Consider the following 25,710-nt stretch of genomic DNA (forward strand, 5'->3'; position numbering starts at 1 on the left):
ACCAAAGATGGGAGGAATGGCGAAGATGAAGATGGATAAAGGACAGCGCCTGGTCATGATCGGTGATTCGATTACGGACTGCGATCGTAAATTTCCTTACGGGGAAGGGTTGTTTCAAGGCGTAGGAAAAGGGTATGTGTCGCTGGTGGATACCTTGCTTCAGACGGCATATCCGGAGTTGGATATTCGCGTAACCAACATGGGGATCGGCGGCAATACGGTCAGAGATTTGAAAGCAAGATGGGAAACGGACGTCTTGGACCTGAAGCCGGATTGGCTGTCCATCATGATCGGCATCAACGATGTGTGGCGGCAGTTCGATCAACCGGCGATTCCGGAATCGCATGTGCTCCTGGAAGAGTATGAACACACCTTGGCGGAATTGGCGGAGCAGGCGCTCCCCGGCTTGAAAGGTCTTGTCATCATGACACCGTTTTATATCGAACCGAATGCGGAAGATGGGATGAGACGGCGGATGGATGAGTATGGCCGGGCTTCCCAAAGGGTTGCCGAGCGCTTTGGAGCGCTATTCGTGAATACCCAAGCGGTATTTGAACCGATGCTGGGCTATGTGCATCCTACCGCCATCGCATCAGACCGGGTACACCCGAGCTTGACCGGGCACATGCTGATCGCACGCGCCTTCCTGCAGGCGATCGGCTTCGATTGGAAGCGCATGGGCGGCGATGCTTGATTGATGAATCGAATAAGGATTTCATCTGGTCATATTTTAATAATTCAGCATATGAAAAACTCACAATAGATATAGGAAAAGGCGACCGGTTCGTGTACGATCGCTTTTTTTTGCCTGCTTATACACTCCGGGTTATTAACTGATGTCTAAAAAGGTCATGTTTCCTTGGCGCGAATCCTCCTATAATCATTTATAAAGAAATGAAGGAGGATCGTATATGGAAGGCGAAAAATCGTACGGTTTTGGATGGTACCTGAACGAAACGGATCGAGCCATGACGCGTTATATGTATCAGTCTTTGCGGACAATCGGCCTAACCCGTTTTCATTGGCAGATCATGAACCGAATACATCTGAGCGGCTTGGCCGTCAAAGAAAAGCTGTATGCCCGCCATTATCTCGGAGCGGATGAGCTGAATGAAGTTATCGATTCATTGATCGGGAGGGGATGGGTGCGGATCGTTAAACCATCCGAGCGTGGCGAAACCAAACTGCAGTTCACGGACGCCGGCGACAAAATATATGCTAAGGTGGCTGCCAAAGTAAAGGAAGCCGGCGTACACATGTTCGCACCGATCACGAAAGAGGAATACGAAACAACGGTAAACGTGCTTAGCCGATTGATCGACCATATGAACGCAAAGGGCTTCGAAGGCTAACTATATCAATCATGTTAAAAAAAACAATATATGAAAAATTCACAAAAGAAAACAGAATCGGCATATACCTAGGCCATATCGCCTGAGTCACCATTTCTGCGGATCTATACTGGAAAAAAGGCAGCTTGCCTCTGACGTCTAACTCCATATCGCAGCAGCATCCTCCTGAGACCGGGGCGACCGGCCGAAGGGGATGCTTATTTGCGATCCTTGAATGGAAAGGCGAGCCCTTGCGAAAGGGCTGCACCGGGCTATTTTCCCAAGAAGATGCCTCCGTATATAAATGCCCCCACAATGACAAGCGCGGGATGAACTTTGCGGCGCTGCATCAGCCAGTACGCGATGAGGGCGATGGCGCCGAACTGGATCCAGCCGATGGACAGGATCGATTCTTTGGAGCTCTGGATGGTGAGCTGCAGCATCATGACGGCGATCACAGGCTGCACGAGCAGTGTCATGCCTTTGACCGCCTGGGACTGCTTGTATTTCTGCAAAATCCGCATCAAAACGATTAAGGCAACGGCGGACGGCACAATGGTGGCTACTTCGGCGACGAGTGCTCCCATCCACCCGGCTGCATCATAGCCTACGTAAGCGGCGATTTTCGTCGCAATCGGTCCCGGAAGCGAATTGCCAAGGGCGAGCATGTTGGAAAATTCGGCGCCAGACAGCCAGTGGTAATGCGGTACGATCTCCCTATGCATGAGCGGAATAGAGGAGGGGCCGCCGCCGTAGCCGAACACGTTGGCAAGAAAGAACCCGATCAGGAGCTCAATCCATGTCTCCATGGTGGTGTTCCTCCTTCCGCGCGCGGGCTTCTTTCAGCTTGCCGATGAGTTTAAAATGGACCGAGCCGTAGGCGAGCGCGATGGCGATCAGGATCGCCGGATGCAGCTGCACCCACTCGAGCAGGACAAACGCGATAACCCCGCAGGCAAGCGCGGTATATTTGCCAAGGCCCTTGACCGCCTTTTCGCCGAACTCATAGCACATCTGGGCCAGCATGACGGCCACGACCGGAACGACAGCTTCGATCATGCCATGGATAATGCGCGACGAGCTGAAGACGTCGATAAAAGAAACCAGTGCGATCATGGCGACCGCGCTGGGAAGAATATGGGCCAGCACCCCGACCAGCGCGCCGAGGGTTCCTTTCAGGCGGTAACCGAGATAGGCGGCCAGCTTGGTCGCAATCGGTCCGGGCAGCGTGTTGGCGATGGCCAGCACTTCCCCGAATTCCTCATCGGCCATCCACCTATACCTGGCGACGGCCTCGTGCCGGATGAGCGGTATGGTCGAAGGACCGCCACCGTACCCGAGGACTCCGGTCCGGAACATGGCGATGGATAATTCAGCGTATGTTTTCAGCATGGTGCACTTCCTTCCTTGTCGTTCAACGAATGATACATTCAAATCCCCGTTTAGATGGGATGCGGGCGGGCCGCACTTTTCGGGCAAAGCTCCGGCAGCATGGGAGGAAAGCTTGACCGCTTCTGAAGCTGGGGATCATCCCTATGAATGTCCAAAATGCTCAATATTTTGATTTTAGCAGCAATCCGTATCGTTCGGAAGAATAATTACCGCTTGCGGGTAAAAGCGGGATGCTGGCTGAATGTAAAAAACTTTTTCAAACCATCGGGTATCCATCCGTTGACTTCATCATTCTCGTGATGGTATATTGTGCATACACGATATACACAATTTATCGAGGAGGAACGGTATGCTGGCATTAGACATTCGAAACTTAAGTAAAACCTACCCGAATTTCCAGTTGAAAGACGTGACGTTTCAGCTGGAAAAAGGTTATATTATGGGTTTTATCGGCGCAAATGGCGCAGGGAAGACGACCACGATCAAAGCGATTTTGAATCTGATTCATACCGACAGCGGCGAGGTGCGTATTTTCGGCAAAAACATCACCGAACACGAAATCGAATTGAAACAGGAAGTCGGTTATGCGTTTGGCGGCATCGACTTTTATACCCGAAGCAAAATAAAAACCTTGACGGATGTAGTGAAGAAGTTCTATGCGAATTGGGATGATGAAATCTATTCATATTATTTGAGAAGATTCAAATTGGATGAAAACAAAAATCGTCGAGTTGTCGACAGGGATGAGAGTAAAGTACAATTTGGCCCTTGCCTTATCCCATGGCGCGAAGCTTCTTATTCTCGATGAACCGACAAGCGGGCTTGATCCGATAGCCAGGGATGATCTGCTCGATCTTTTTCAATCGCTCGTCGCAGAAGGTGAAATCAGCATCCTGTTCTCAACGCATATTACATCGGACTTGGAAAAGTGCGCGGATTATATTACCTATATCCATAACGGACGCATCATCAACAGCGCCGAAAAAGAGGAGTTTATTGATTCCTACCGTTTGCTGAACGGCAGTGAAAGCCAACTGGGTCAGGTGAAGGAGCAGTTGATTTCCTACAAAACGAATTCGTTCGGTTTTACGGGATTGATCCATGCCGAAGACTTCGATCCAACGTTAGATTTGAAAGCGGCCCGGCCGACTCTCGAGGAAATTATGATTTATTTCGCGAAAAAGGAGGATATGTATGTATAACTTGGTGATGAAGGATTTAAAACTGGGAATCAATCCGTTATTCTTTATTTTGCCTGTCGTGTTAGGCGCTTTGATGCTCATTCCGAGCTGGCTCTATTTTATTGTGCTGCTGTATTTTTGCTGGATCACGGTTCCCAATATATTTGGCCAATTCCGGGCGCAAAACGATTTGATGTTTACTTCGATGATGCCTGTAACCAAAACGGACATGGTAAAAGCAAGGGTGCTCGTCATTGTCATCCTGGAATTGCTGCATTTGGTTCCGGCCGTGATCTTCGGTATCATCAATCTCCTGCTATACCCGGATCTGACCTACTATTTCTTCGGTCCGTATCCAGGTTTTTGGGGGCTGTGCTTGGTTATGCTTGCGATCTTCAATGTGCTCTTTATCCCCATGTATTACAAAACGGCGTATAAATTTGGCGGGGCAGCGACTGCGGGAGTTGCCGGAGCGATGGTTTTTGCCGGACTTGCGCAATGGATCGGAATCCAGAATTCTTTGATGTCCGACATTTTCAATGGGGACGGCGTCCACAATGCGGCACTTCAAGCATCCATCCTGATCGCCGGAATCGTTATTTTTATTGCGCTCACGATGATTGCATACCGGATTGCGGCTAAGCGGTTCCATAAAGTGGAGATCCAATGAACATCGCCATTTCCAACACATCCGAAAAACCGATCTACCAGCAGCTTTTCGAACAAATCAGCGCCCAAATTTTGAAAGGGGGGCTGGAAAGCGGTTATAGTTTACCGCCGATCCGGCAAGCGGCCCAGGAGCTGCGCGTTAGTGTCATCACCGTAAAGAAAGCCTGGGAGGAACTCGAACGATGCGGTTTGATCAACACGGTCACGGGAAAAGGGTGCTTTGTCGCCGATTTCTCACCCGATGACAAGCTGCGAATACGCGATGAAATGATTCTGAAGCAAATGGTTAACGACACTTCATACTACAAATCCTTTGGTCTTACCCTGGATGAAGTGATGGAGCTGTTGAAGAAGATCTATTAGGCTTCGCCTGATTTGCCACGAAACTTGACACCTATAAAAGCTCAAGCGGAACAGCGAAATAGATTCGCCGTTTCTGCCGGGCTTTTTTTGTTGCTGCTCATTCACGCTTATGCCGCGTGCGACATGTTTTTCCGGGCTAACGCGACAAATCGTTAATGCACGCCCGGCATCGTCTATGTTAACCTACATCTGATCTTCACCCATCTCATTTTCCAAGACATGAAGGAGGGAACAAGTCAAGCATGAGAAAAGAGGGACTGCCATGACGACAGCCATGAAAACAAGGTGGAAGGCGCGGATCTATCATTATCTGACCTTGAAACGAAGGATCATGATCATTTTTTTGTTCAGCTCATTGATTCCGTTTGTCAGCATCGTGCTCATCTCGTATTTCACCATTTACTCCATCCTCACCAACAAAATCCAAAACGGCATCCAGAGCAATCTCAAACAAGTCGAGCTCTCCCTGGAAAATTCCATCAACAACCTCAACCATGTGTCGCAGCAGTTCGCCATAGGCGGGAGCGTCGGGAACAAACTGAGCGAAATGCTGGCGGCGGACGAGCCGTTCGAGCGGGCGAAAACGATCAGCGATTTGAAGGAGGAGCTCGGACTGATTACGTTCACGAACCCGAGCATCGGACTGGCTATGTATTATTTTATGAACGACCGCCACTATGAGTTGGAGAATTCGGGCGTCAAGGACAGCTTCGCTCCGGAGAAGCTTCCCCTGCTGGCGCAGTACAGCCAAATCTCCTATTACGGGCCGCATGTGAGCAACAGCCGTTTTGACAACCAATACGTGCTTTCCGCCATGCGCAAGGTGGATCTGCCCAACATGGACGGCGTTTATATTTACATGGAGACCGGCTTCAAGCTGACGCAAAACATATTGAACAATGATGCCGTGGGCGGGGCGGCTTCCCATGTGTTTGTGGATAATGACGGACGGATCGCCTACAGCGATGCCCCGGACTCCTTTAAGATCGGAACGAAGTTTCCGCATTTCGATCTGGCCAAGGCGTCGGGCACGGAACAAGGTTATTACTGGTTTAAAGAAACGAGCAATCAAGGCTGGAGCATCGTGTCGTTGACCTCCAAGGCGGACTATAACCGCGAAATCAACCGGTGGTTCGTGCAGATCGGGCTGTTCTCGCTGCTGTTTCTCGGCATGAGCCTGCTGCTGGGATGGCTGCTGTGGAAAATGGTTTACCGCCCGCTTCGCGGCTTTCACCGGGAAATCGAACAAATGGCCAACAATCGCGCCGGCAATCCGGCGGCTCGCACCCATATACCGGAATTCGACCTGCTGGTGCGGCGGTTTCAGCAAATGAAGCATCAAATATGGGAATTGTTCCGGGAAGTCGAGATCAAGGAAAAAAGGCGGGCGGATCTGGAGGTGGAGAAGCTGCTGTATCAGATCAACCCGCATTTTTTGATGAACAGCCTGGACACGGTCCGCTGGATCGCGGTCATGAACGGCCAGAAGGAAATCGACAGGCTCGTCTCTTCCCTGAATAAACTGCTGCATTACAATCTCGGAAAACTGGGCCAAACGTCCACCATTCAGGAAGAGATCGATGCGGTGAAGCAGTACCTTATTCTGCAGCAAATCCGCTATGATTTCCAGTTCGACGTCCATATTCACGTGGATCAGGAGGTGCTGAATGTGCCTATTCCCCGTTTTATTCTGCAGCCACTCGTCGAGAACGCCCTCTACCACGGATTGGATGATGACGGCTACATTCAGGTGGATGTAAGGCTGTCAGACCAAATCGTGATCTCCATCCAGGATAACGGCGCGGGCATTCCCGAGGACAAAATCCAGGTGCTGCTGTCCGCGGAGGCGGGGAACCGGAGCTCCGGGATGGGGATCGGGATGAGTTACGTCAACCGGATCATCGGGATGCATTACGGCGGCATGGCCAAGCTCAGCGTATCGAGCAAGCTCGGGGAAGGAACGACGATCAAGCTTAGCTTACCTAATGAAGGAGGTGCGGACCATGATAAAAGTGCTGGTGGTGGATGACGATAAGCTGGTCCGGAAAGGGCTCATTTCGGTGATGCCCTGGCAGGATTTCGAGATGGAGGTGGTCGGGGAGGCGAGTAATGGATCGAAAGCGCTGGAATTTCTGGCCGCCCATGAGGTCGATCTGCTGCTGACGGACCTGGAAATGCCGGTCATGTCCGGTATGGAGCTGATGCACTTGGTGCGTGAGCAGCATCCGGATGTCTATATCGCGGTGCTGACCCTGCACCAGGATTTCGAATACATCCAGGAAGCGATCCGGCTGGGGGCCATCGACTATATCGCCAAAGTTCAGCTGGAGAAGGAGCGGTTTGAAGAGGTGCTGGGACGGATTCATCGCCGCATTACGGAGCAGGAAGGACGTATCCGGAAGCTGAGCATGCTGCCCGGTGCAAGCAGTCCTGACGAATCCTTCACGACGGACCGGGGTTACATCCTGCTGCCCGCAGGCCGCGGTACGGAGCCGGGTGAAGTGGTGGAATGGCCGGTCCGGCACGCGGAGCGTTTTGCAGAATTAAGGCACCAAGTTTTGTTCTTTACCTTCGGGGAAAGGGAGAAGGGCGAGGAGAGGCTGGATGAATTGGTCCGGTTAGTTTCGGCGGACTCCGATTGGACGCTGATTCGATTAACGGGCATCCAGGGCCGAATGCCTGCCGAAGTGCATGACTGGGTGCGGAAATACAGCGATGGTGAGTTTTTCTATGAATATGATCCGGCTGTGAACGTGATCGACAAAAACTTGTCAGCGCCCGAATCCGGCGCGACTTCTGTGACCGACGAAACCGTACTCGCCGTGATGGCCCAGTGGCTCTCGCCCGGCTGGATCTACCGGGACGGTTTGTTTCAGACATACCTGCAGGAGCTTAAGGATCTAAGGCTGCCGCAAGCGGAACTCTCGGGGCGGCTCTATGTGCTGGCCGACCGATGGGACCAGCTGGCAGGCAAAACCGGAACGTCCCGCATCCGCCTGCATACGCCGCTGGATTCCTGGTTTCAGGTGAAAGGATGGTTTGACGCCGTCCGTAAGCAGCTTCGCGAAGAATGGGGCAGGGCTCCTTTTTCGCCTGAAGTCATTCAGAGCGTGATGACGGCCGTATCCATGCTGCACGAGGAGCTGGACCAGCCGTTAACGGCGGCGGAAATCGCCCGCCGGGTCAGCATGAGCCGCAGCTATTTCAGCCAATGCTTCAAGGAGATCGTCGGAACCAACTTTAACGCCTACCTGCGGCGCATCCGCTTGGACCAAGCCAAGCATTATTTGGGGAATACGACCAAAACCGTCCTCTGGATCGCGCAGCATGTCGGTTATGAGGATGAAAAATATTTCAGCCGTTCTTTTCGGGAGTATACCGGTTTGCTGCCAAGCGAATATCGCAATCAATCGGATGAGGGTAGAGAAATGTCTTCCGGAAAGTAGGAAATCCGTCGAAAACGTTTCATTGAAACCGCTGACATTTGCCCGATTCAAGTCAATTGTCTATCCCATCCTGAAACTCCCGTCTAACCGGGAAATGCGGATTCCTGTGTTACGTTAAGGGTGCAAGCAAACCAAGAGCGAAAGAAGGGGCGAATATGATGAGAGCAAAATCCATGATGAGCCTGGCCATAGCGGGCATGATGCTGGTTCTGTCCGCATGCGGCAGCGGTGGCGCTTCGGAGAACGATGCTGGCGTATCCAAAGATCCGGTGGACCCGTTCGGCAAGTACAGCGAAACGGTCACGATCAACATCGGCAAGGAGGTCGACTCGGCGGACAAGAGCCTTCCGTCCGGAGATACACCGGAAAATAACGTGTATACCCGGTACGTCAAGGACAATCTCAACATTGATACGAAGATCATTTGGCAGGCAGGCGTCGGCAAGGATTATCAGCAAAAGGTGAATCTGGCCATCGCCAGCAACGATCTGCCGGACGCTCTCGTCGTGACGGACACGCAGCTGCGGCAAATGGTCAAGAGCAATCAGCTCGCCGACTTGTCGGATGTGTATGAGCAATATGCCTCCCCGGTGCTGAAAAAGATCATCGAATCCACAAACGGACTCGCGATGAAATCCGTGACCTTCGACGGAAAAATGTATGCGCTGCCAAACGTGACGGCGGAATCGGACATGCAGCATATCATGTGGATTCGCAAAGACTGGCTCGACAAGCTGGGACTTGAGGTGCCGCGCAACGTCGAGGAGCTGGAGAAGGTGGCCCAAGCCTTTGTGGATCAGGATCCGGACGGAAACGGTAAAAAAGACACCATCGGGATCAGCGGCCCGCAATCCGGAGGGCTGCTCAATGCGGATTTCATTAATCCGAACAACAACAACTACGGATTTGATCCGGTCTTTGGCGCCTATCATTCCTACCCGGGCTTCTGGCTGAAGGGTGCGGACGGAAATCCGACCTACGGGTCCATCGAACCGGAAACGAAAGAGGCGCTCGCCAAGCTGCGGGACCTGTATGCCAAAGGGCTGATCGATCCGGAAATGAGCATCCGTAAGGACGCGCAGGAGCTGATCAAGAACGGCACGTCCGGAATCTACTTCGGATTGTGGTGGGCAGGCGGGTACGGCCCGCTGGCGGACGCGATCAAAAACAATCCGGAGGCGAACTGGCAGGCCTACACCCTGCTCGACAAAAACGGGGAGTTCACGCCTCATATGGGGACGCCGTCCAATCAGTATCTCGTCGTCCGCAAGGGATATAAGCATCCGGAAGCCGCGATCAAAATGGAAAACCTGCTGCTTCGGGACGAATCCAAATTCGACGTTAGCGTCGCCATCGGAAACTACCCGCTCCGCATCGTGTTTGCGCCAATGGATGAAATGTACGTGACCTACAATGCGATGAAGGAAGTGCTGGCCGGCACGAAAAAGCCGGAGGAGCTCGACCTGCCGGGCTATAAACTGCTGAAGGCCGATGCCGAAAACATCAAAAAGGTGAAACTGGAGCCGTACGATAAAATGGATATCCAGTATTGGGACCCGAATGCAGATTTGGGTGCTTGGAAGCGGCTCTACTCCACGTTGGTCGGCATTGCTCCACTGATGGAGCCTTACAAAAAAACGTACAGTCTGACCTATTCCCAAACGAAAACGATGGAGAGCAAGTGGGCGACGCTTGACAAAATGGAGAAGGAAACGTTCCTGAAAATCATTATGGGTGCCGCGCCGCTGGACACCTTCGATCAGTTCGTGAAGGACTGGCGGAAGCAGGGCGGAGACGACATTCTCAAGGAAGTGGCGGAAATCGCGCAATAGGCTTCAAGCGCGGAAAAGGGAAGGCAGGTGCCGGGATCCGTTCCGGCGCCTCCCCTATTTAAGCAAAGAATCGATTAAGGAAGGGGCTCCGCGATGATTAACAAGGGATTTGCCAAGCACTATTACTTGATGCTTCTCCCTGGATTGATTTGGCTGACCCTGTTCAGCATCGTTCCGATGTTCGGCATCGTCATGGCTTTTCAGGATTACAATCCGGGCCAAGGGATCCTGCATTCGGAATGGGTCGGACTCGAAAATTTCAAATACATGTTTTCCTTGAACGACAGCAGGACGATTCTGGTCAACACGCTGGTGATCGCCGTGCTCAAAATCATCGGTAATCTGGTTATCCCGCTCATCTTCGCCTTGCTGTTGAATGAGCTGCGTATACGATATTTAAAGCGCTGGATTCAGACGATCGTATACCTGCCGCATTTCTTGTCCTGGGTCATACTCTCGGGAATCCTGCTCGACATCTTCGGCTACACCGGTCCGGTGAATCAGATCTTGTCCGTGTTTCATATCAAGCCGATCTTGTTTTTTGGCCGTGCGGACCTGTTTCCCGCCTTGATCGTGGGAAGCGACGTGTGGAAGGAGTTCGGATTCAACACGATTATTTATTTGGCCGCGCTGACCGGCATCAACCCGGCCCTGTACGAAGCGGCTGCGATCGACGGGGCGACCCGGTTTCGGCGGATGCTGCACGTAACGCTTCCAGGCATCGTCTCGGCGATTGTGCTGTTATCGGTGCTGAGCCTTGGCAATGTGCTGAACGCGGGTTTTGAGCAGATCTTCAATCTGTACAACCCGTTGGTATACTCCAGCGGCGACATTATCGACACTTGGGTTTACCGGACAGGACTGGTCAATTTGCAGTTCAGCCTGGCGACAGCCATGGGCCTGCTCAAATCGGTGGTCAGCTTCCTGATGATCACGATCTCCTATTATCTCGCTTACCGGTTTGCCAACTACCGTATCTTTTGATGACAAAAGGAGTGCATAATCGATGGTGAAAGACAACACGGCGGGCTCCCGGCTGTTTGATATCGCGCTGATTGTGATCCTGGTTGGCATTGCAGTCGTGTGCATTCTGCCCGTCTGGTACACGCTGGCCGTATCGCTCAGCAGCAATGCTGCGGCCAGCTCGGGCCGGGTGGGGCTGTGGCCCGTCGGATTCAACCTGAGTTCGTACCAGGAACTGATGGGAGATCACAAGTTTTTCAACTCGTTCTGGATATCCGTGCAGCGGGTCATTCTTGGGGCGGGACTGAACTTTGTGGTCATTCTGCTGATGGCTTATCCCTTGTCCAAAAATGCCAAGGAGCTGCCGCTGCGCAATGTGATCATGTGGATCCTTGTGTTTACGATGCTGTTCAACGGCGGCCTGATCCCGTGGTACATGACGATAAAATCGTTGGGACTCATCAACAACATTTGGGCGCTTGTTCTCGGCAACAGCGTGCCGGTATTCAGCGTCATCCTTGTCATCAACTTCTTCCGCAATCTGCCGAAGGAGCTTGAGGAAGCCGCCCTTGTCGACGGAGCGGGCCCCTGGCGGATGATGATCCAGATCTTTATCCCGCTCGCGGGACCGGTCATCGCTACGGTTACGCTGTTCAGCATCGTGTACCACTGGAACGATTTTTTTAACGGACTGGTGCTGATGTCGGCGGCGGACCATTATCCGCTGCAGACGTATATCCAGCAGATGGTGGTCGTGATCGATGCCAACACGATGACGGCGGAACAGATTCAGCGGATGAGCGAACTGTCGAACCGGACGCTGAATGCGGCCAAAATTTTCATTGCAATGATTCCTGTACTGGTCATCTATCCGTTTCTGCAGCGGTTTTTTATTACGGGGATTACGCTGGGCTCCGTGAAAGAATGAGGGGGATGCGGACAACATGGATCGGAGAATGTCCGCTGGGTCCGCATACGTCTGCACTTGATAAGGCTGGGAAAAATACCGAGAATACAGACAAAAGGAATGCGCCTATCGTCGATATGACGACAGGGCATTCCTGATGTGTTTAATCTAACGGCATCCGTAGATGATGCCGGATCAGTGAGTGAAGTTCCACATGCCGATGATAAATCGGTCCGCGTCCTGCCGGTTGGCCGGATGGTCCGTTATTTGTGCTGCGTCCGGGTCCATCATTCCAAGTTGGATAGCTTTGCTGACATAGCCTGCGGCCCAGGACGGCACGGTGCCTTCGGTCGCTCCGGGAACTTCTGCTTCCGCCTTGGCTTTGCCATGGATGAACTCGTAGGCACGAACCGCCATCGCTGCCATCTCGGCCCGCGTGATCGCAGCCGATCCTTCGAACCGGCCGTCGCCGGTTCCGAAGACGATGCCTGCTTCACGGGCAGCGGTGATGTCGCTAAAGTATGGATTGTCCCCGCCGATATCGTGAAACCGGTCCGAGTGATCCGCTGGTGATGTCAGACCAAGCTCTCTGGCAAGCAGTGAAGTGAACTCGGCGCGGCTGAGCGGAGTGCCTGCGGACGCTTCCTGATCCGTGACCAGTTGGCCGTAGACGGCCTTGGCTACCTGCTGCACGATGGGATTTCCGATCCGCTGCGCTTCGTCGAAATCCTGGGTGGTCGTCACCTGCAGCAGCACCGAGACGGCGAGTTCATGCCCCGGCACAAGGAAATAGCCGGCATCGTGGGTCACATTGGCGTTTTCCCCGGTTTTATGGGCAACAGGCGCATCGGGCAGCGCAGCCCCGAACTTGGTGTTGACCTCCTGCCGGGCCATCCATGCGATGATCTGGTTTCTGGAGGATATCGAGAGGAAGGAACCTTGATAGATTTGGCCAAGCAGCTCCGTCAAATCCGCGGCGTCGATGAAGTTGTCCTGTGCTGGAGAGGGGGCAGCCGCAAACATTTTGCGTCCGAGGTGCATCGTACGCAGGTCAAGCTGGTCCATCAGCTGCTGGACCCGGTCCATGCCGACCTTGTCGATAAGCACGTTGGTCGCCGTATTGTCTGACTGCGTGATCATCAAGCGGGCAAGGCGTTCCAGCGTGAGGTTCTGCGGAAAGTTTTCGGTCTGCAGCGATCCGCTGCCGCCTACCACGTCTTCGGGCGTTACGGTGACCTGATCGGTCAGGGACCGTTCGCCCCGGTCCACCTGCTGCATCAGGGCGGATACGACGGCAAGCTTGATCGTACTGGCCGGCATGTATGGCTCCCCGGACCCGAGCAGCAGCGTTTCATATCCATACAAGCCGCTGAGGTCGCGGATACCGACCGTCATTCGAATCCCGTCCTTCTCCGCCTGCCGGAGGATGGGATTCACGGCCGATACGATGGCGGACAAACCTTTTCTCGGCTCTGCATCGGACGCTGCAGGGAGCAGGCTGGTCAGAAGGGCAGTGGCGGCAATCGTCGTCATCAGGGTTCTTCGTAACACCGGTTTCCGTCTACGGCTCATCGAACATCCCTCCAAAGGTTATGTTATATAAAGTGACATAAATGAATTGATGTATTACTCCTATTATAAATGTATGTAACATTAGTTTACAATCGTTTTTATTAGCTTTCACTTTTTGATCAAAACATTCAATCGATGCAGGGTTTCTGACAAAATTACTTACATTGAACTAGGGATCCATATTGATGGGATTCCTTTTTTTATTTTATAAAAATATAAAACAGTGGGGAATTCGGCGGATTGGTGCTGAAAATTGTCGAAGAGAGGAGCGAGATGGGGATATGGAGCATGATGCTCAGTTGAGGTAAGGGAGGAACATGTCGTAATTGGGAATATGGATTAGAAAAAGGAGCGAAGCGGAAGGAAAAGGGCCGATCTCATTATATTTTAAAAAAATATAAAATGTTTTAGATTTTATATTTACAACGGTATTTCCTGTATGTTATTTTATACTTGCAAACGGATTCATTCAATATGTATTGAATTATTTTAGAAAACACTAAAACTGAGGAGGTCATCTTCGCAGCAACTTTTCGAGGCTGTCTCAGTTCAGCTGCGGATCGTCGCCAAGAAGGAATGTTCTTAAGAAGAGGAGCTGCCAGCCGGATCCGGCAGAGAAGTTGAAATCAGACACAAATGAAAGCGCTTTATTCATGTTTAAGGTAATCTCGTTCCTGGTCAGTCAGATTTGTTTTGTCCTGCAAGTGCTTAGCGGCAAGTAAATCATTGAACAATAGGGGAGGATCCTGGATATGAAGAAAAAATGGCTGATGCTGCTGCTGGTAGTCACCATGACGACGATGTTGTGGGGATGCGGCAAGTCTTCCAACAGTGCGGAAGGCAAAACGTCCGTCCTGGACGGAGGAGCCGGCGACACGGCGACCGAGCTGTCATACTGGACGTTTGTGGAGCTGCATGGGCAGCATTTCAAGAAGATGCTGGAGAAATGGAACGCGGCCAACCCGGACCGCCAGATCAAGCTGAACGTTACGGTCATGCCGTATGACGATATGCACAACAAGCTTTCCATTGCGGTCCAGACGGGCGTCGGCGCACCGGATATTGCCGACATTGAGATCGGTAAGTTCCCCGATTTCTTGAAAGGCACCCCTCAGCTGGAACCTCTGAATGACGCGGTGGAGCCTTACAAAGATACCATCGTCCAGTCCCAGATCGATATGTACAGCAAGGAAGGAAAGGTATACGGCCTCTCGACTCACGTCGGTGCGTCGGTCGCTTTCTATAATACCGAAATTTTGAAGGAAGCCGGGGTGGACTACAAATCGATCGTCACCTGGGACGATTTCAAGAAGGCGGGCATGCAGGTGTACGAGAAGACCGGCAAGTACATGGGCACGGCGGATACCAGCGCCGGCTGGGAGGCATCGATGATGCTGGCGCAGCAGAAAAGCGATTTTACTGATGATGCAGGCAACCCGGTTGTCAACTCGGACGCCATGGTAAAAGGCTTGAAGGTGCTAAAAGACCTGCAGGACAACAACGTCATCGCCACGATTGCCGGCGGGCAGCCGGACACCGAGGAAGCCTACGGCGAGTTTAACGAAGGAAAATACGCAACGGCTTTTATGCCGCTGTGGATGATGTCGCGCTACACCAATTACATGCCGGACCTTTCCGGTAAAATCGCACTCGCGCCGATTCCGGTCATGGAAAAAGGAATGCCGCGCTCTTACGGCGGAGGCGGAACCGGCACCGTCGTGACCAAAACGGCCAAAGACGTTCAGCTGGCCAAAGATTTCATTGCATACGCAAAGCTGTCCCTCGATGCGAACATTGAAATCTGGAACACGCTCGGCTTTGACCCGATCAATATGGACGTGTGGGATATGAAGGACGTTACGCATAATCCGGAGAACCAATTCGTGAAATATTTCGTCAACAACCCGTTTGACGTGCTGAACGATATCAAGGAGGAGATCCGACTGATCAAATCAACGCCGGCTTCGCCGACGATCAACAACGTGCTGTATACGACGACGCTCAACGAAATTTTCGAGGATGGACGGGATATTAAGGAAGCGCTTGACGATGCGCAGGCGCAGATCGAACAGGAACTGAAATAGCCGGCAAGCCGGAAACAGAGCTGCTCTTGTCATTTCGGGGAGCGGCTCTCTTTTTCAAACCGAAAGGAGTAAAGACATGATTAAGCGGTTTTTGTATTCGCAAAAGGTCGCCCCGTACGTGTTCGTGTTCCCTTTTGTCGCCGTGTTTCTGGTGTTCTGGGTATACCCGCTGCTCAGCTCGTTCGGCATGAGCTTCCAGCACGTCACTCTGGGCCAGGAGGCCGAGTGGACCGGGATGGACAACTATCAGAAGCTGATGGGAGACAGCGTCTTCCTGAAGTCGATCGGCAACAGTGCGCTGTATATGGTGCTGACCTTGGTCATTCTGATCCCGTTCCCGATGCTGCTGGCGGTGCTGATCAACAACAAACGGATGTGGGGCCGCGAGTTCTTCAAGTCGGCTTTCTTCTTTCCCGCGCTGACTTCTGTGGTGGTAGCAGGGACGATCTTCCGCCTGATGTTCGGGGAGATGGAAGGGTCGCTGATCAACAGCGTCCTCGGCGTCTTCGGCATTGAGCCGGTGAAATTTCTGAAAGGCCATGTGACCGGTTTTGTCGCGCTGCTCGCCCTGGCAACCTGGCGGTGGACGGGGGTCAACATCCTGTATTTCCTGTCCGGTCTCAAAAATATTCCGGAGGAATACTACGAAGCCGCCTCGATCGACGGCGCCTCCGCATTCCAAAAATTTATGAGAATCACGATGCCGCTGCTGAAGCCGACCACGATCTATGTGCTCACGATCAGCATTTATGCGGGACTGGCCATGTTTATCGAAAGCCTCATGCTGTGGAACGGCAACAATTCGCCGAAAAACATCGGCCTTACCATCGTCGGCTACTTGTATCGCCAAGGAATCGAGAAGAACAACCTCGGTTACGCCGCCGCGGTCGGCATTGTGCTGCTCGCCGTCACGATGATCATCAATCTGACGCAGCTGGCGTTCTCCGGCATGTTTAAGAAGGAGGATTAGGGATGAAAAAGAATACCGCGCTCAACATCGTCCTCGTCGTCATTTTCGCCGTCATCGCCTTCCTGATCCTGCTGCCGTTCTACGCCATTACGCTTGCTTCCTTCAAGCCCGGCGAAGAGCTGATCCGGTACGGTTTGAACCTGAAGTTTGATCTCTCGGTGATGAGCCTGGACAACTTTGCTTTTTTGTTTACAGGGGATCACGCGTATTTTACGTGGTTCTTCAACTCGCTGCTGCTGACCGTAGTGCAGGTCGTTCTGACGCTGCTGGTCAGCGCCACAGTGGCTTACGGCTTTGCCGCTTATGATTTTAAGGGTAAAAACACGCTCTTTATCTGCGTGCTGCTGATCATGATGGTACCCTTTGAAATATTGCTGCTTCCTTTATATACGCTTACCTTTAACCTCGGCATGATGAACTCCTACTCGGCGATTATTTTGCCGGGCATCGCCAATGCGGCGACAATCTTCTTCTTCAGGCAGTACCTGTCCGGCATTCCGAAAGAGATTATCGCCTCGGGCAGGGTTGACGGCGCGAGCGAATACGGCATTTACGCCAGGCTGATTCTGCCGGTCATGAAGCCTTCCTTCGCGGCGATGGCCATTCTCAACGGTATGAACAGCTGGAATAACTTTCTGTGGCCGTTCATGGTACTGAGCGATTCGCGCAAGTACACGCTGCCGATCGGTTTGAAGACGCTGCTGACGCCGTACGGAAACAACTACGACCTGCTCATCGTCGGCTCGTTTTTTTCGATTTTGCCGATCTTTATCCTGTTTGTGGCCTTCCAAAAATACTTCATCGACGGTATGACAGCCGGTGCGGTGAAAGGATAGAACAGCTTCTGCAATAGCTGCAGCACGGCCCGCGAGTACCGGCAAATTTGCCGGTTTTTCTTTTGTTGTATATGCGAGAATTTCAATAGGTGAAAAATTCATATTAGCGGGAAAGCGGTCGTTTATTCAACGCCAATACCAAAATCAGTCTAATGATACACGCCGTACCCAGCCATTGGAAAAAACCAAAAGGCTCTTTTAACCAAAATACCGTTGTAATCACGGCAGCCAGCGGCTCCAAAGTGCCCAGAAGGCTTGTTTCTTTAGGTGGAAGGCTTTGTAAGCTTTCGATGTAAAACCAAAATGCGATCATGGTGCCGAACAGGATCACGAAAGCTAAGAACAGATAGGCGTCGATCGATAAGCTTTTAAAGTCGGTTTGCCAAGGTGGATGGATCAAACTTAATCCGGAACCGCCGATGATCATTGCCCAGCCGACAATGACGAGGGAATCGTAATGCTTCAAAAGCGGAACGGCATACAACGTGTAGAACGCCAGGGCTGCTCCTGATAAAACACCCCACACAATGGCAGTGGACGGTACGGAGAACTCCGAAATGGAACCGTTGGTTAACAAGTAAAAACAACCTACTAAAGCAAGGATCACAGTAAGCAAATCCTTTCGCGTGAAAACCATTTGCTTCAGCAAAATTAAATAGAGGATGATCATGACAGGCGCTAAATACTGCAGCAGCGTTGCCACCGCGGCATTTCCATGTTGAATCGATGCCATATACGTATATTGAACCGAAAGCATGCCAACCAGCCCGAAGACAGTGAGCCTCAAAGCGGTCCGCCTGCTTTTCCATACGCCAACGATTTGCGAGCGGTCTTTGAACAAAAATTGAGCTGTTAAAAGTAAAATACCGGCAATGAGCAGGCGTACCGTGACCAGCCCGTTGACATCGATTGCGGTTAGCTGAAACAGCTTTTTGGCAACGGTGCCGCTGATTCCCCAAAATATCGCTCCTGTGATGACAAGAAATAATCCTTTACTTCTAGCTGTCTGATTCATGATAGATTCTCCGCCTTAAATGTAATAATAGTGTTATAATAGGTGGAAAATCCGGATTGAAATACCGAAATCGGATGAAAAAATATAAGAATATTGAGGTTGAGGTCATTTGCAAATCAAAGATTTCAGGATTGGCCCAAGCTTAAAGGAATTAACCGAGCACCGAACGGTCGTCCTTCCGGTTGCATGCTACGAAACGACGATCAGCCAAAATATACACGGGCATATTCCGCTTCATTGGCATGATGAATTACAATTCGTTCGGATTGTCCGAGGGGAGGCCTTGTTTCAAATCAATGAAGAGAAACTCATCGTTCGGCAAGGTGAAGGGGTCTTTATTAATAGCGGCTGCCTGCACATGGCGGAAGATCGGAACGAATCGGACTGCGTGTATATCTGTCTTAATGTTTCCCCTGAGTTTGTCGTATCGCGGGAGCTTTACGCAACGTATGTAGCACCATATATTCAAGCGACGAATCTGCCTTATTTATACATCGATTCTAGTCAGGCTTGGGGCAAAAACATTTTAGGTGCCTTGGCGGACATTCATCAATGGATTCAACAAAAACCGTCATACTTTGAAATGGATATGACGATGCATTTGACGTTCATTTGGAAAAACTTGATCATGAACGGTTTTCAATTAAAATACGACCAGGTGGAAGCGGTGAAAAATCAGCGGATGAAGCAAATGTTGAGCTGGATCGATATCCATTACGCCGAAAAAATCGCATTGAATGATATTGCCAGGGCCGGTCAATTGAGCCGCTCGGAATGCTGCCGCTATTTCAAACGAATGCTGAACACGACTCCGCTGAATTATGTGACCGATTACAGAATTCAGAAAAGTGTAGTCCTCCTGCAACAAGCCGATTCTAACGTTACAGAGGTGGCCTACGCCGTTGGATTCAACAGCACCAGCTATTTTATAGAAAAATTCAGAAAATCGATGGATATGACACCGCTCGCTTACAAGAAGCTACAGATGGAAACAAGATCGTAATCGAAACGCGGCGGCAGCCGGTCAAAGGGACCGGCTGCTTTGTATATGGAGGAACGCTTCTGCAGCAAGCGATGGAGATGAATGCTTTCTGACAGCTACACCTACACTCCGGTCCGGTAACGGAACTTCCATGTTAAGCTCCAATAGAGATCCTTCCTTTATGCTTGAAGCCACAAAAGCCCTGGGCAAAATGGCTGCCCCGTAACCCCTCTCGGCAAACTCTGCCAGCATATCCAAACTGTTCAGTTCAAAATCGGCTGCCGCTTCCACGTCTTGGGTTTGAAACCAGGCCTCGATATAGGAGCGGGTCGCACTTCCCGAGGAAAGCATTAAAAGGGGGAGTTCGGCCAGGTGAGCAGCGGACAAGGGGGCTTTTGCCAAAGAGGCAAAGGAGTTCCCCGCCACCACGCAATACGGCGAGACAAATGAATCCACTACCTTGATCTCCTCATCCTTCACAGGAAGATAAACGTAACCCAGATCAAGAAATCCTTGCTTCAACTGCTCCAAAATATGACCGGTCTTTTGCTGTGATACCTGGACCCGAATATTGGGGTATTGGGAACGGAAAATATCTAATAAAGGAACGATATAGTCGCGGATGATCGCCCCATTCGCACCAATGCGCAATCGCCCTTCGTTTAATTGTCCTAACTGCTTCATGTAATGTTCGGCGTAATCCAATGTATCGAAAGCTTGTTTGACTTGATCGTACAAGGCATGCCCTTCCTCTGTTAGAAGGATGCCCTTGGATAAACGATCGAATAGCTTGACCCCAAGAGCCTCTTCCAGCTGTTTGATCGCATAACTGACGGAAGGTTGGGTCATATTTAAGTGCTGCGCGGCTTTCGTCATATTCAAGCTTTCCGAAGCATGAAGAAAAATTCGGTACCATTCCGTGTTAATCATCATTTGGTATCAATCCATTCTATGGCAAGAGTTGAAAATTACAATTTCATTTATTACAAGTATACCTCTAATCTAATAGATAAGGACAATAGTTCAATCTATATAGAGGGGGAATCTTTATGCCGGGAAGTACTTTTGGTGAACGGTTTAAAATGACTACGTTTGGTGAATCGCATGGAGAAGCAATAGGTGTCATTATCGAAGGCGTCACGCCAGGCATTGAACTGAACGAAGAGGATATTCAAGTTCAGATGGATCGCAGAAAGCCGGGACAATCTTCGGTCACAACACCACGTAAAGAATATGATAAGGTTCGCATTTTATCCGGTGTTTTTGAGGGCAGAACGACAGGGACTCCTCTCAGCATCATGCTGAACAATACGGATATGCGCCCATCCGCATACGATGACATCAAAGATATGTTTCGCCCGGGGCATGCCGACTTTTCTTACCAAAAGAAATATGGCATACGGGACTACCGGGGCAGCGGGCGGGCTTCCGGGAGGGAAACCGCGGGCCGGGTCGCAGCCGGGGCGGTTGCACGTAAATTGTTGGAACGGCGGGGAGTCTCCGTCATGTCCTATACGACAGAGATCGCCGGAATCCGCTGCAACACATTCGACCCGGATGCCATTGAACGAAATCCTGTTCGCGCATGTGATCCTGAAGCGGCGGAAAAAATGATTGAGCGGATCGAACAGCTCGCGGCAGAAGGCGACAGCTGCGGCGGGATCGTAGAGTGCAGGATCAGCGGCGCTCCCGCAGGACTTGGGGAACCCGTGTTTGATAAGCTGGATGCTGAGCTGGCCAAAGCGATGCTTTCGATCGGCGCGATCAAAGGAATTGAGTTCGGGACCGGCTTCCGGGCAGCATCCATGCTGGGTAGCGAGCACAACGATCAAATGGACGAGAACGGGTTTACAACAAATCATGCCGGAGGGATTGTCGGCGGAATCAGTACCGGGGCAGACATCATTTTCCGGGTGGTGGTGAAACCGACTTCGTCTATCTCGAAACCGCAGCGAACTGTGGACATGGATGGAAACGAAAGGGAAATCACAACCATCGGCAGGCATGATCCGTGCATCTGTCCTAGAGTCGTGCCCGTGATTGAAGCCATGGCCTGTATGGTGATCGAAGACCATTTTAAAAGACAGGCGGCGCTGCTGTACTAGTCCTCCTTCGAGTGTAAAGTTGAGTTAACTTATTCATTGCCTATTTCCGGGTACATGACCAATGTTATGATGACGACAGATCAGGGGCGCGCAGCTGACGCTGAAACATCAATCATTTGTTTATGTAAAGGAGATCTGCACATGAGTAAGGATCATATCATTAAATCCATGCTTTCCGATCAGGTGAGCATGACACCAAACGGATTTCTCGCCGATGAGTTAAATCCGCAGCAGTTTGCCAATGTCTACGAATTGTTTTTTGACAGCATATTAGAAATCAGTGCATCGGATATAGCGGGAGTCGAAGGCTACGGTGAGTTCAATGAAGATTGTAAAACGGAGTACAGCACCTGCAGGGAGTACCTCCTTGACACATTTGCGGATGATCAGGAGGGATATTGGTATCATTGGAAGGAACTCTACGATACAACGCTTTTAGATCGAGACTTTGTCGAAAAATACTTGATGGAAATGGAAGCCAGAATCGATTATTGTGAAGGCAGACGTTATTTAGTGAATAATAATACGTTTTTTGAAATTATGATCACCGATGGCAAATCGGAGGTCGGGTTCCCGGACTGGAGCAGATCCGGCATATGCGATTTCCTTTTAGATTTTGCCATTATGGACTTAAATAAGCCGTATTTGAACATACCTGAATTGTTATTCGATTATTGCGGTAAAAGAAACATCGTCGTTCCGGATTTTAAAGAAAGATTTTTATGTATGGCTTATTATAAGGGAATCGATGTTTTGCGGTGGCACGCGTCGATCGATGACACGGAATCATGCTTGTCCATCATGAAATCCATCAGCGAACTGAAGGATCGAATTTACGCTTTATAAAGGATGATCGTATGAAATATGAAAATGCCGGAGAGGTCATACCTGAGGAACTGTTAAAAGAAATCCAAAAATACGCGGCCGGGAAACTGCTGTATGTTCCAAAGGGAGATGAAAAAAAGGGCTGGGGCGAAGCGACCGGTTACCGTGATCGATTGCAGAGGCGTAATCGGATGATCCGCAATAAATATGCCAATGGAATGACGGTTTCGGAGCTTGCGGACGAGTACTTTTTATCCCTGGATTCCATAAAAAAGATCATCTATTCGAAGAAAAATGACGGTCATCTCACTTATGCTCCGACTGTACACTCGGCTGTACAATATGCGAGTAACGGGCTGCTGGAGGAATGGAGCCAATGCTATCTGCTGCTTACAAGGCAAATCGCCCCTGACCTTCATGATTTTATAGAAGAAAAGCATTCCTATTTTGGCGTCGTAAAATTTCCCTTACGGCTCATCGAGCTGAATGGAATAGGGCTTGAGGAAGACGGTGCAGATGAAGCGGATGATCAGGCTGCTGATCTTCCGCCTCTTCTTGTTGAGTATGTAAAGGGCAAATTTTACTGCATCGAACAGAAGGAAATATTAGCCGCATTAAAACGGCGCAAAGTAAATGCTTATCCGACGGTAATCATCTTAAAGGAAACTACGGATTATAAAAGGTTCATGAAGCTTTACGGGAACGTGTTGTTTTTTATTGATCATGCATGATGATGAGCACGGATGGTTGAAAATTTACATTCCAATGAGAAGGAATTTATCCTGGACCCCGAGAATGCTTATTTACCACAATCGAAGGGGCTACTGGAAAAATGCATATTGAATCCAACCTGATCCTCAACGTGTTTATTGTTTTGCTGCCTTTAATTTTCTACCGATTCGTGTGTAAATCGAAAAAAACGGTGCTCTATTTTTTGCTGTTTCTCATACCACTGATCATTACGATGTCATTCCCTGTCAAAGTGTTTAACACGGTTTTGGATTTACGGGGAATACCGCTTGTGGTAGGTTCCTTATACGGCGGGTTGTACAGTGCGTTACTGTTATTCGCCAGTGCGCTGATCTATCGACAAATATTGGGTGATATTAATATTGTTTATTATGCGTTAACTCTGCTGCCAACGTTAGTGCTCGTTTGTTTTGCGATACCAGCATTTAACCGCGGAAATTTAAAAAGGCGGATGGTTATCGTGTTTGCTCTTTGCTTTTTCTTACGGATTACCGTCGTGAATATTTATTTTGTGCTTAAAGGGAATCCAACGTATTTCCTGGATTCGTTTTTGCCTTCCCTGCCCATCGTACTGATGCAATGCGTGATGTCCGTTATTTTAGTGTACATATTGGAAATGGTCCGTCGTGACGTCAAGATTCAAGAAGAAATGATCGAAGCCGAGAAGCTGAAGGTCGTTAGCGAAATCGCCGCCTCGGTTGCTCACGAGGTACGGAATCCGTTAACCACCGTTAGGGGATTTGTTCAGTTATTAGGTGAGCCGTCCTTAACGGATCAGAAGCGTAAAGAATTTTCCCTCATTACCCTTGTGGAATTGGATCGAGCGGGTTCGATCATTTCCGATTACTTGTCATTAGCCAAACCTCAAAACCAGAAGCTTGAACCGATTTCACTGAACGAAGAGTTTTTGGAAACCTCCCATGTGCTGAGCTCATATGCTAATTTACAAAATGTGACCATGGTAACCGAGTTTCATTCGTCAGGTACCATTTACGGAGACAAATCCAAGCTAAGGCAAGCCATCATTAATTTATGCAAAAATGCGGTTGAAGCGATGCCGGACGGAGGTACGTTAACCATTAAATACTTCGTGGACGATAGCGACAAAAAGGCTAGAATCTATATCTCGGACACCGGGGTGGGAATGACGAAAGAACAGATCAAGCGGCTGGGATCCCCCTATTACTCAACCAAGTTAAAGGGCACGGGACTGGGGACCATGGTGACTTTCAATATCATACGCGAGATGAACGGACATATTTCGATTGAGAGCAAGGAAGGGGAAGGAACTACTTTTACGATCACATTGCCGCTTTATACCCAAAAAGGGGACGCTGCGCTTGGCGAGTAACCGGGGAAGCTGCATATTTTCTATTGAGGATGTTGTTCGGCAGCTTTTGGCAAAAGACTAATAAATTTAGTGTGATCTATAGTTCGAGGGAATGTTTGTCTACATATCCGAATTATTTATAATGTAAGGAAACCATATTTTTCAAAGAGAAGGGGTTCGTCATATGTATGGAATTATGGCTGTTTCCGGCCTGTCTTTCCTTCTGGTTGCCGTATTGACGCCATTTTTGATTTGGACCTTGCGCAGGTTGAAGCTGACGCAGCCGATCCGCGCCGAGCTTCCGGCAGATCATCAAGCCAAACGCGGTACGCCGCTGATGGCCGGATTAATCCTGCTGATCGGGGTAGCGATTTCGCTGCAATCCCAACCGGCACCTCTCATGTTACTCTTATGCGTTACGTTTCTGTTGTTCAGTTCGGTCGGCTTTCTCGATGACTTCAAAAAGGCCTTCTGGCAAGACCCGGGCGGCATTTCCGGTCGAACAAAGCTGGTGCTTCAGTTTATTTTTACGGGCATTCTTTTGTACGTATTGCTCCATTCGTTTGGCATCACGAGCGATATTGCGTTATTTCAGGGATTCCACCTGCAATTGCCTATTTACGTGTATGTGGCCATCCTGCTGCTGTTTGTGGTGGGCTCTGCGAACGCGATCAATTTTACGGACGGGTTGGACGGACTGCTGATCAATGTCGCGATCCCGACTTACTTTTTCTTTTTCTTGATCTCGGACAAACCTGAGGTGCAGACATTTTCGCTGGTCATGATCGGCTGTCTGCTTGGACTTTTTCTATACAACATTTATCCGGCGAGGGCGTTTATGGGGGATACGGGATCGATGGCGATCGGAGGGTCGCTTTCCGTTTTGGCCGTGATTGAAAAGGTTGAAATTTTGATTCCGATCCTGTTTTTTATCTATCTTGCAGAGCAGCTCTCGGTCATTTTGCAGGTTTGGTATTATAAAAAGACGAAGCTGCGGTTATTCCGAATGACCCCGATCCATTTCCATTTCAGCCTGAAATACGGATGGAGCGAAAACAAAATCGTCATGATTTTCGGTTTTATTTCGTGGGTTTGTGTGCTGATATGCTGGTTGATCTGGAAGTACCTGATGCATTAAACGATAGATGAATCAAATT

General features: G+C 50.2%; 23 protein-coding genes and 1 pseudogene. 19 read left to right on the top strand and 5 right to left on the bottom strand.

Annotated elements, in window-relative coordinates; all coding sequences use genetic code 11:
• Positions 1 to 25 precede the first annotated feature (25 nt).
• Together CJP46_RS15780 and CJP46_RS15785 are read left to right on the top strand one after the other, a co-directional pair.
• Entirely contained in the window at positions 26 to 694 is a 669-nt protein-coding gene (locus CJP46_RS15780) for an SGNH/GDSL hydrolase family protein (RefSeq protein ID WP_094596550.1), read from the top strand.
• Between the two features lie 217 nt (positions 695 to 911).
• Positions 912 to 1,352, top strand: coding sequence for a MarR family winged helix-turn-helix transcriptional regulator (locus CJP46_RS15785; protein WP_094596551.1), 441 nt, complete (start codon positions 912 to 914; stop codon positions 1,350 to 1,352).
• 251 nt (positions 1,353 to 1,603) lie between these two features.
• Here the strand turns inward: CJP46_RS15785 and chrA are convergent, their stop codons facing one another.
• Both chrA and chrB read right to left on the bottom strand, forming a co-directional pair.
• Positions 1,604 to 2,140 (bottom strand): chromate efflux transporter ChrA, encoded by a 537-nt coding sequence (gene chrA, locus CJP46_RS15790; RefSeq protein ID WP_094596552.1) that lies wholly within the window; start codon positions 2,138 to 2,140, stop codon positions 1,604 to 1,606.
• Positions 2,124 to 2,723, bottom strand: a complete 600-nt coding sequence (gene chrB, locus CJP46_RS15795; protein ID WP_256992357.1) for a chromate efflux transporter ChrB — start codon at positions 2,721 to 2,723, stop codon at positions 2,124 to 2,126. Before chrB ends, chrA begins: the two co-directional genes overlap by 17 nt.
• Positions 2,724 to 3,072: 349 nt before the next feature.
• Between chrB and CJP46_RS37405 the strand changes: the two are divergent.
• The 8 genes and pseudogenes from CJP46_RS37405 (at position 3,073) to CJP46_RS15835 (ending at position 12,105) form a co-directional block, all read left to right on the top strand.
• A pseudogene (locus CJP46_RS37405) lies at positions 3,073 to 3,925 on the top strand (ABC transporter ATP-binding protein).
• A complete protein-coding gene (locus CJP46_RS15805; RefSeq protein ID WP_094596553.1) occupies positions 3,918 to 4,574 on the top strand; it encodes an ABC-2 transporter permease in 657 nt (218 codons plus the stop codon). The pseudogene CJP46_RS37405 and the gene CJP46_RS15805 overlap by 8 nt, the downstream one beginning before the upstream one ends.
• Entirely contained in the window at positions 4,571 to 4,936 is a 366-nt protein-coding gene (locus CJP46_RS15810; protein ID WP_094596554.1) for a GntR family transcriptional regulator, read from the top strand. The genes CJP46_RS15805 and CJP46_RS15810 overlap by 4 nt, the downstream gene beginning before the upstream one ends.
• A 262-nt stretch (positions 4,937 to 5,198) precedes the next feature.
• A complete protein-coding gene (locus CJP46_RS15815; RefSeq protein WP_256992358.1) occupies positions 5,199 to 6,965 on the top strand; it encodes a sensor histidine kinase in 1,767 nt (588 codons plus the stop codon).
• The gene (locus CJP46_RS15820) at positions 6,940 to 8,382 is read left to right on the top strand and encodes a response regulator transcription factor (protein WP_179281180.1); all 1,443 of its coding nucleotides are present in this window, start codon (positions 6,940 to 6,942) and stop codon (positions 8,380 to 8,382) included. Before CJP46_RS15815 ends, CJP46_RS15820 begins: the two co-directional genes overlap by 26 nt.
• Before the next feature lie 158 nt (positions 8,383 to 8,540).
• On the top strand, positions 8,541 to 10,214 hold the full coding sequence (locus tag CJP46_RS15825) for an extracellular solute-binding protein (RefSeq protein ID WP_373558010.1): 1,674 nt from the start codon (positions 8,541 to 8,543) through the stop codon (positions 10,212 to 10,214).
• 93 nt (positions 10,215 to 10,307) lie between these two features.
• The gene (locus tag CJP46_RS15830) at positions 10,308 to 11,198 is read left to right on the top strand and encodes an ABC transporter permease (protein ID WP_094596557.1); all 891 of its coding nucleotides are present in this window, start codon (positions 10,308 to 10,310) and stop codon (positions 11,196 to 11,198) included.
• Between the two features lie 22 nt (positions 11,199 to 11,220).
• Positions 11,221 to 12,105 (top strand): carbohydrate ABC transporter permease, encoded by an 885-nt coding sequence (locus tag CJP46_RS15835; RefSeq protein WP_094596558.1) that lies wholly within the window; start codon positions 11,221 to 11,223, stop codon positions 12,103 to 12,105.
• A 174-nt stretch (positions 12,106 to 12,279) separates the two neighbouring features.
• Here CJP46_RS15835 and CJP46_RS15840 read toward each other — a convergent pair whose 3' ends face one another.
• The gene (locus tag CJP46_RS15840; RefSeq protein WP_094596559.1) at positions 12,280 to 13,656 is read right to left on the bottom strand and encodes a serine hydrolase; all 1,377 of its coding nucleotides are present in this window, start codon (positions 13,654 to 13,656) and stop codon (positions 12,280 to 12,282) included.
• Between the two features lie 752 nt (positions 13,657 to 14,408).
• Between CJP46_RS15840 and CJP46_RS15845 the strand changes: the two genes are divergently transcribed.
• From CJP46_RS15845 to CJP46_RS15855, 3 genes are all read left to right on the top strand, one after another.
• Complete coding sequence (locus tag CJP46_RS15845; protein WP_094596560.1) at positions 14,409 to 15,740, top strand: ABC transporter substrate-binding protein; 1,332 nt, start codon at positions 14,409 to 14,411, stop codon at positions 15,738 to 15,740.
• A 76-nt stretch (positions 15,741 to 15,816) separates the two neighbouring features.
• Positions 15,817 to 16,710 carry a carbohydrate ABC transporter permease gene (locus CJP46_RS15850; RefSeq protein WP_094596561.1) on the top strand — a complete coding sequence of 298 codons (894 nt, stop codon included), beginning with the start codon at positions 15,817 to 15,819 and terminating at the stop codon, positions 16,708 to 16,710.
• A gap of 2 nt (positions 16,711 to 16,712) precedes the next feature.
• Positions 16,713 to 17,546 carry a carbohydrate ABC transporter permease gene (locus CJP46_RS15855; protein ID WP_094596562.1) on the top strand — a complete coding sequence of 278 codons (834 nt, stop codon included), beginning with the start codon at positions 16,713 to 16,715 and terminating at the stop codon, positions 17,544 to 17,546.
• 103 nt (positions 17,547 to 17,649) lie between these two features.
• On the opposite strand, the gene CJP46_RS15860 is transcribed toward CJP46_RS15855, so the two are convergent.
• Positions 17,650 to 18,561: an EamA family transporter gene (locus CJP46_RS15860; RefSeq protein ID WP_094596563.1), complete on the bottom strand. Its 912-nt coding sequence runs from the start codon at positions 18,559 to 18,561 to the stop codon at positions 17,650 to 17,652.
• Between the two features lie 109 nt (positions 18,562 to 18,670).
• Here CJP46_RS15860 and CJP46_RS15865 point away from each other — a divergent pair, with 109 nt between their 5' ends.
• Complete coding sequence (locus CJP46_RS15865; protein ID WP_094596564.1) at positions 18,671 to 19,564, top strand: AraC family transcriptional regulator; 894 nt, start codon at positions 18,671 to 18,673, stop codon at positions 19,562 to 19,564.
• 21 nt (positions 19,565 to 19,585) lie between these two features.
• Here the strand turns inward: CJP46_RS15865 and CJP46_RS15870 are convergent, their stop codons facing one another.
• Complete coding sequence (locus CJP46_RS15870) at positions 19,586 to 20,476, bottom strand: LysR family transcriptional regulator (protein ID WP_094596565.1); 891 nt, start codon at positions 20,474 to 20,476, stop codon at positions 19,586 to 19,588.
• A gap of 116 nt (positions 20,477 to 20,592) precedes the next feature.
• Between CJP46_RS15870 and aroC the strand changes: the two genes are divergently transcribed.
• From aroC to mraY, 5 genes are all read left to right on the top strand, one after another.
• Positions 20,593 to 21,648 carry a chorismate synthase gene (gene aroC, locus CJP46_RS15875; protein ID WP_094596566.1) on the top strand — a complete coding sequence of 352 codons (1,056 nt, stop codon included), beginning with the start codon at positions 20,593 to 20,595 and terminating at the stop codon, positions 21,646 to 21,648.
• Positions 21,649 to 21,789: 141 nt separating this feature from the next.
• Positions 21,790 to 22,494, top strand: a complete 705-nt coding sequence (locus CJP46_RS15880) for a hypothetical protein (protein WP_094596567.1) — start codon at positions 21,790 to 21,792, stop codon at positions 22,492 to 22,494.
• A gap of 11 nt (positions 22,495 to 22,505) precedes the next feature.
• On the top strand, positions 22,506 to 23,204 hold the full coding sequence (locus tag CJP46_RS37410) for a CD3324 family protein (RefSeq protein ID WP_306431051.1): 699 nt from the start codon (positions 22,506 to 22,508) through the stop codon (positions 23,202 to 23,204).
• A 101-nt stretch (positions 23,205 to 23,305) separates the two neighbouring features.
• Positions 23,306 to 24,574 (top strand): ATP-binding protein, encoded by a 1,269-nt coding sequence (locus tag CJP46_RS15890; RefSeq protein WP_094596568.1) that lies wholly within the window; start codon positions 23,306 to 23,308, stop codon positions 24,572 to 24,574.
• Between the two features lie 163 nt (positions 24,575 to 24,737).
• The gene (gene mraY / locus CJP46_RS15895; protein WP_094596569.1) at positions 24,738 to 25,691 is read left to right on the top strand and encodes a phospho-N-acetylmuramoyl-pentapeptide-transferase; all 954 of its coding nucleotides are present in this window, start codon (positions 24,738 to 24,740) and stop codon (positions 25,689 to 25,691) included.
• Positions 25,692 to 25,710 lie beyond the last annotated feature (19 nt).

It is taken from the genome of Paenibacillus sp. XY044 (assembly GCF_002257645.1).
GTDB lineage: Bacteria > Bacillota > Bacilli > Paenibacillales > Paenibacillaceae > Paenibacillus_AQ.

Bases quoted from the DNA above. Each gene is read 5' to 3' on its own strand.
- CJP46_RS15820 (WP_179281180.1), top strand. From the start codon at position 6,940: ATGATAAAAGTGCTGGTGGTGGATGACGATAAGCTGGTCCGGAAAGGG.
- CJP46_RS15860 (WP_094596563.1), bottom strand. From the start codon at position 18,561: ATGAATCAGACAGCTAGAAGTAAAGGATTATTTCTTGTCATCACAGGA.
- CJP46_RS15890 (WP_094596568.1), top strand. From the start codon at position 23,306: ATGCATATTGAATCCAACCTGATCCTCAACGTGTTTATTGTTTTGCTG.
- CJP46_RS15845 (WP_094596560.1), top strand. From the start codon at position 14,409: ATGAAGAAAAAATGGCTGATGCTGCTGCTGGTAGTCACCATGACGACG.
- CJP46_RS15870 (WP_094596565.1), bottom strand. From the start codon at position 20,476: ATGATGATTAACACGGAATGGTACCGAATTTTTCTTCATGCTTCGGAA.
- CJP46_RS15850 (WP_094596561.1), top strand. From the start codon at position 15,817: ATGATTAAGCGGTTTTTGTATTCGCAAAAGGTCGCCCCGTACGTGTTC.
- CJP46_RS15810 (WP_094596554.1), top strand. From the start codon at position 4,571: ATGAACATCGCCATTTCCAACACATCCGAAAAACCGATCTACCAGCAG.
- CJP46_RS37410 (WP_306431051.1), top strand. From the start codon at position 22,506: ATGAAATATGAAAATGCCGGAGAGGTCATACCTGAGGAACTGTTAAAA.
- chrB (WP_256992357.1), bottom strand. From the start codon at position 2,723: ATGCTGAAAACATACGCTGAATTATCCATCGCCATGTTCCGGACCGGA.
- mraY (WP_094596569.1), top strand. From the start codon at position 24,738: ATGTATGGAATTATGGCTGTTTCCGGCCTGTCTTTCCTTCTGGTTGCC.
- CJP46_RS15855 (WP_094596562.1), top strand. From the start codon at position 16,713: ATGAAAAAGAATACCGCGCTCAACATCGTCCTCGTCGTCATTTTCGCC.
- CJP46_RS15840 (WP_094596559.1), bottom strand. From the start codon at position 13,656: ATGAGCCGTAGACGGAAACCGGTGTTACGAAGAACCCTGATGACGACG.
- CJP46_RS15835 (WP_094596558.1), top strand. From the start codon at position 11,221: ATGGTGAAAGACAACACGGCGGGCTCCCGGCTGTTTGATATCGCGCTG.
- CJP46_RS15830 (WP_094596557.1), top strand. From the start codon at position 10,308: ATGATTAACAAGGGATTTGCCAAGCACTATTACTTGATGCTTCTCCCT.
- aroC (WP_094596566.1), top strand. From the start codon at position 20,593: ATGCCGGGAAGTACTTTTGGTGAACGGTTTAAAATGACTACGTTTGGT.
- CJP46_RS15805 (WP_094596553.1), top strand. From the start codon at position 3,918: ATGTATAACTTGGTGATGAAGGATTTAAAACTGGGAATCAATCCGTTA.
- CJP46_RS15780 (WP_094596550.1), top strand. From the start codon at position 26: ATGAAGATGGATAAAGGACAGCGCCTGGTCATGATCGGTGATTCGATT.
- CJP46_RS15880 (WP_094596567.1), top strand. From the start codon at position 21,790: ATGAGTAAGGATCATATCATTAAATCCATGCTTTCCGATCAGGTGAGC.
- CJP46_RS15815 (WP_256992358.1), top strand. From the start codon at position 5,199: ATGACGACAGCCATGAAAACAAGGTGGAAGGCGCGGATCTATCATTAT.
- CJP46_RS15825 (WP_373558010.1), top strand. From the start codon at position 8,541: ATGAGAGCAAAATCCATGATGAGCCTGGCCATAGCGGGCATGATGCTG.
- chrA (WP_094596552.1), bottom strand. From the start codon at position 2,140: ATGGAGACATGGATTGAGCTCCTGATCGGGTTCTTTCTTGCCAACGTG.
- CJP46_RS15785 (WP_094596551.1), top strand. From the start codon at position 912: ATGGAAGGCGAAAAATCGTACGGTTTTGGATGGTACCTGAACGAAACG.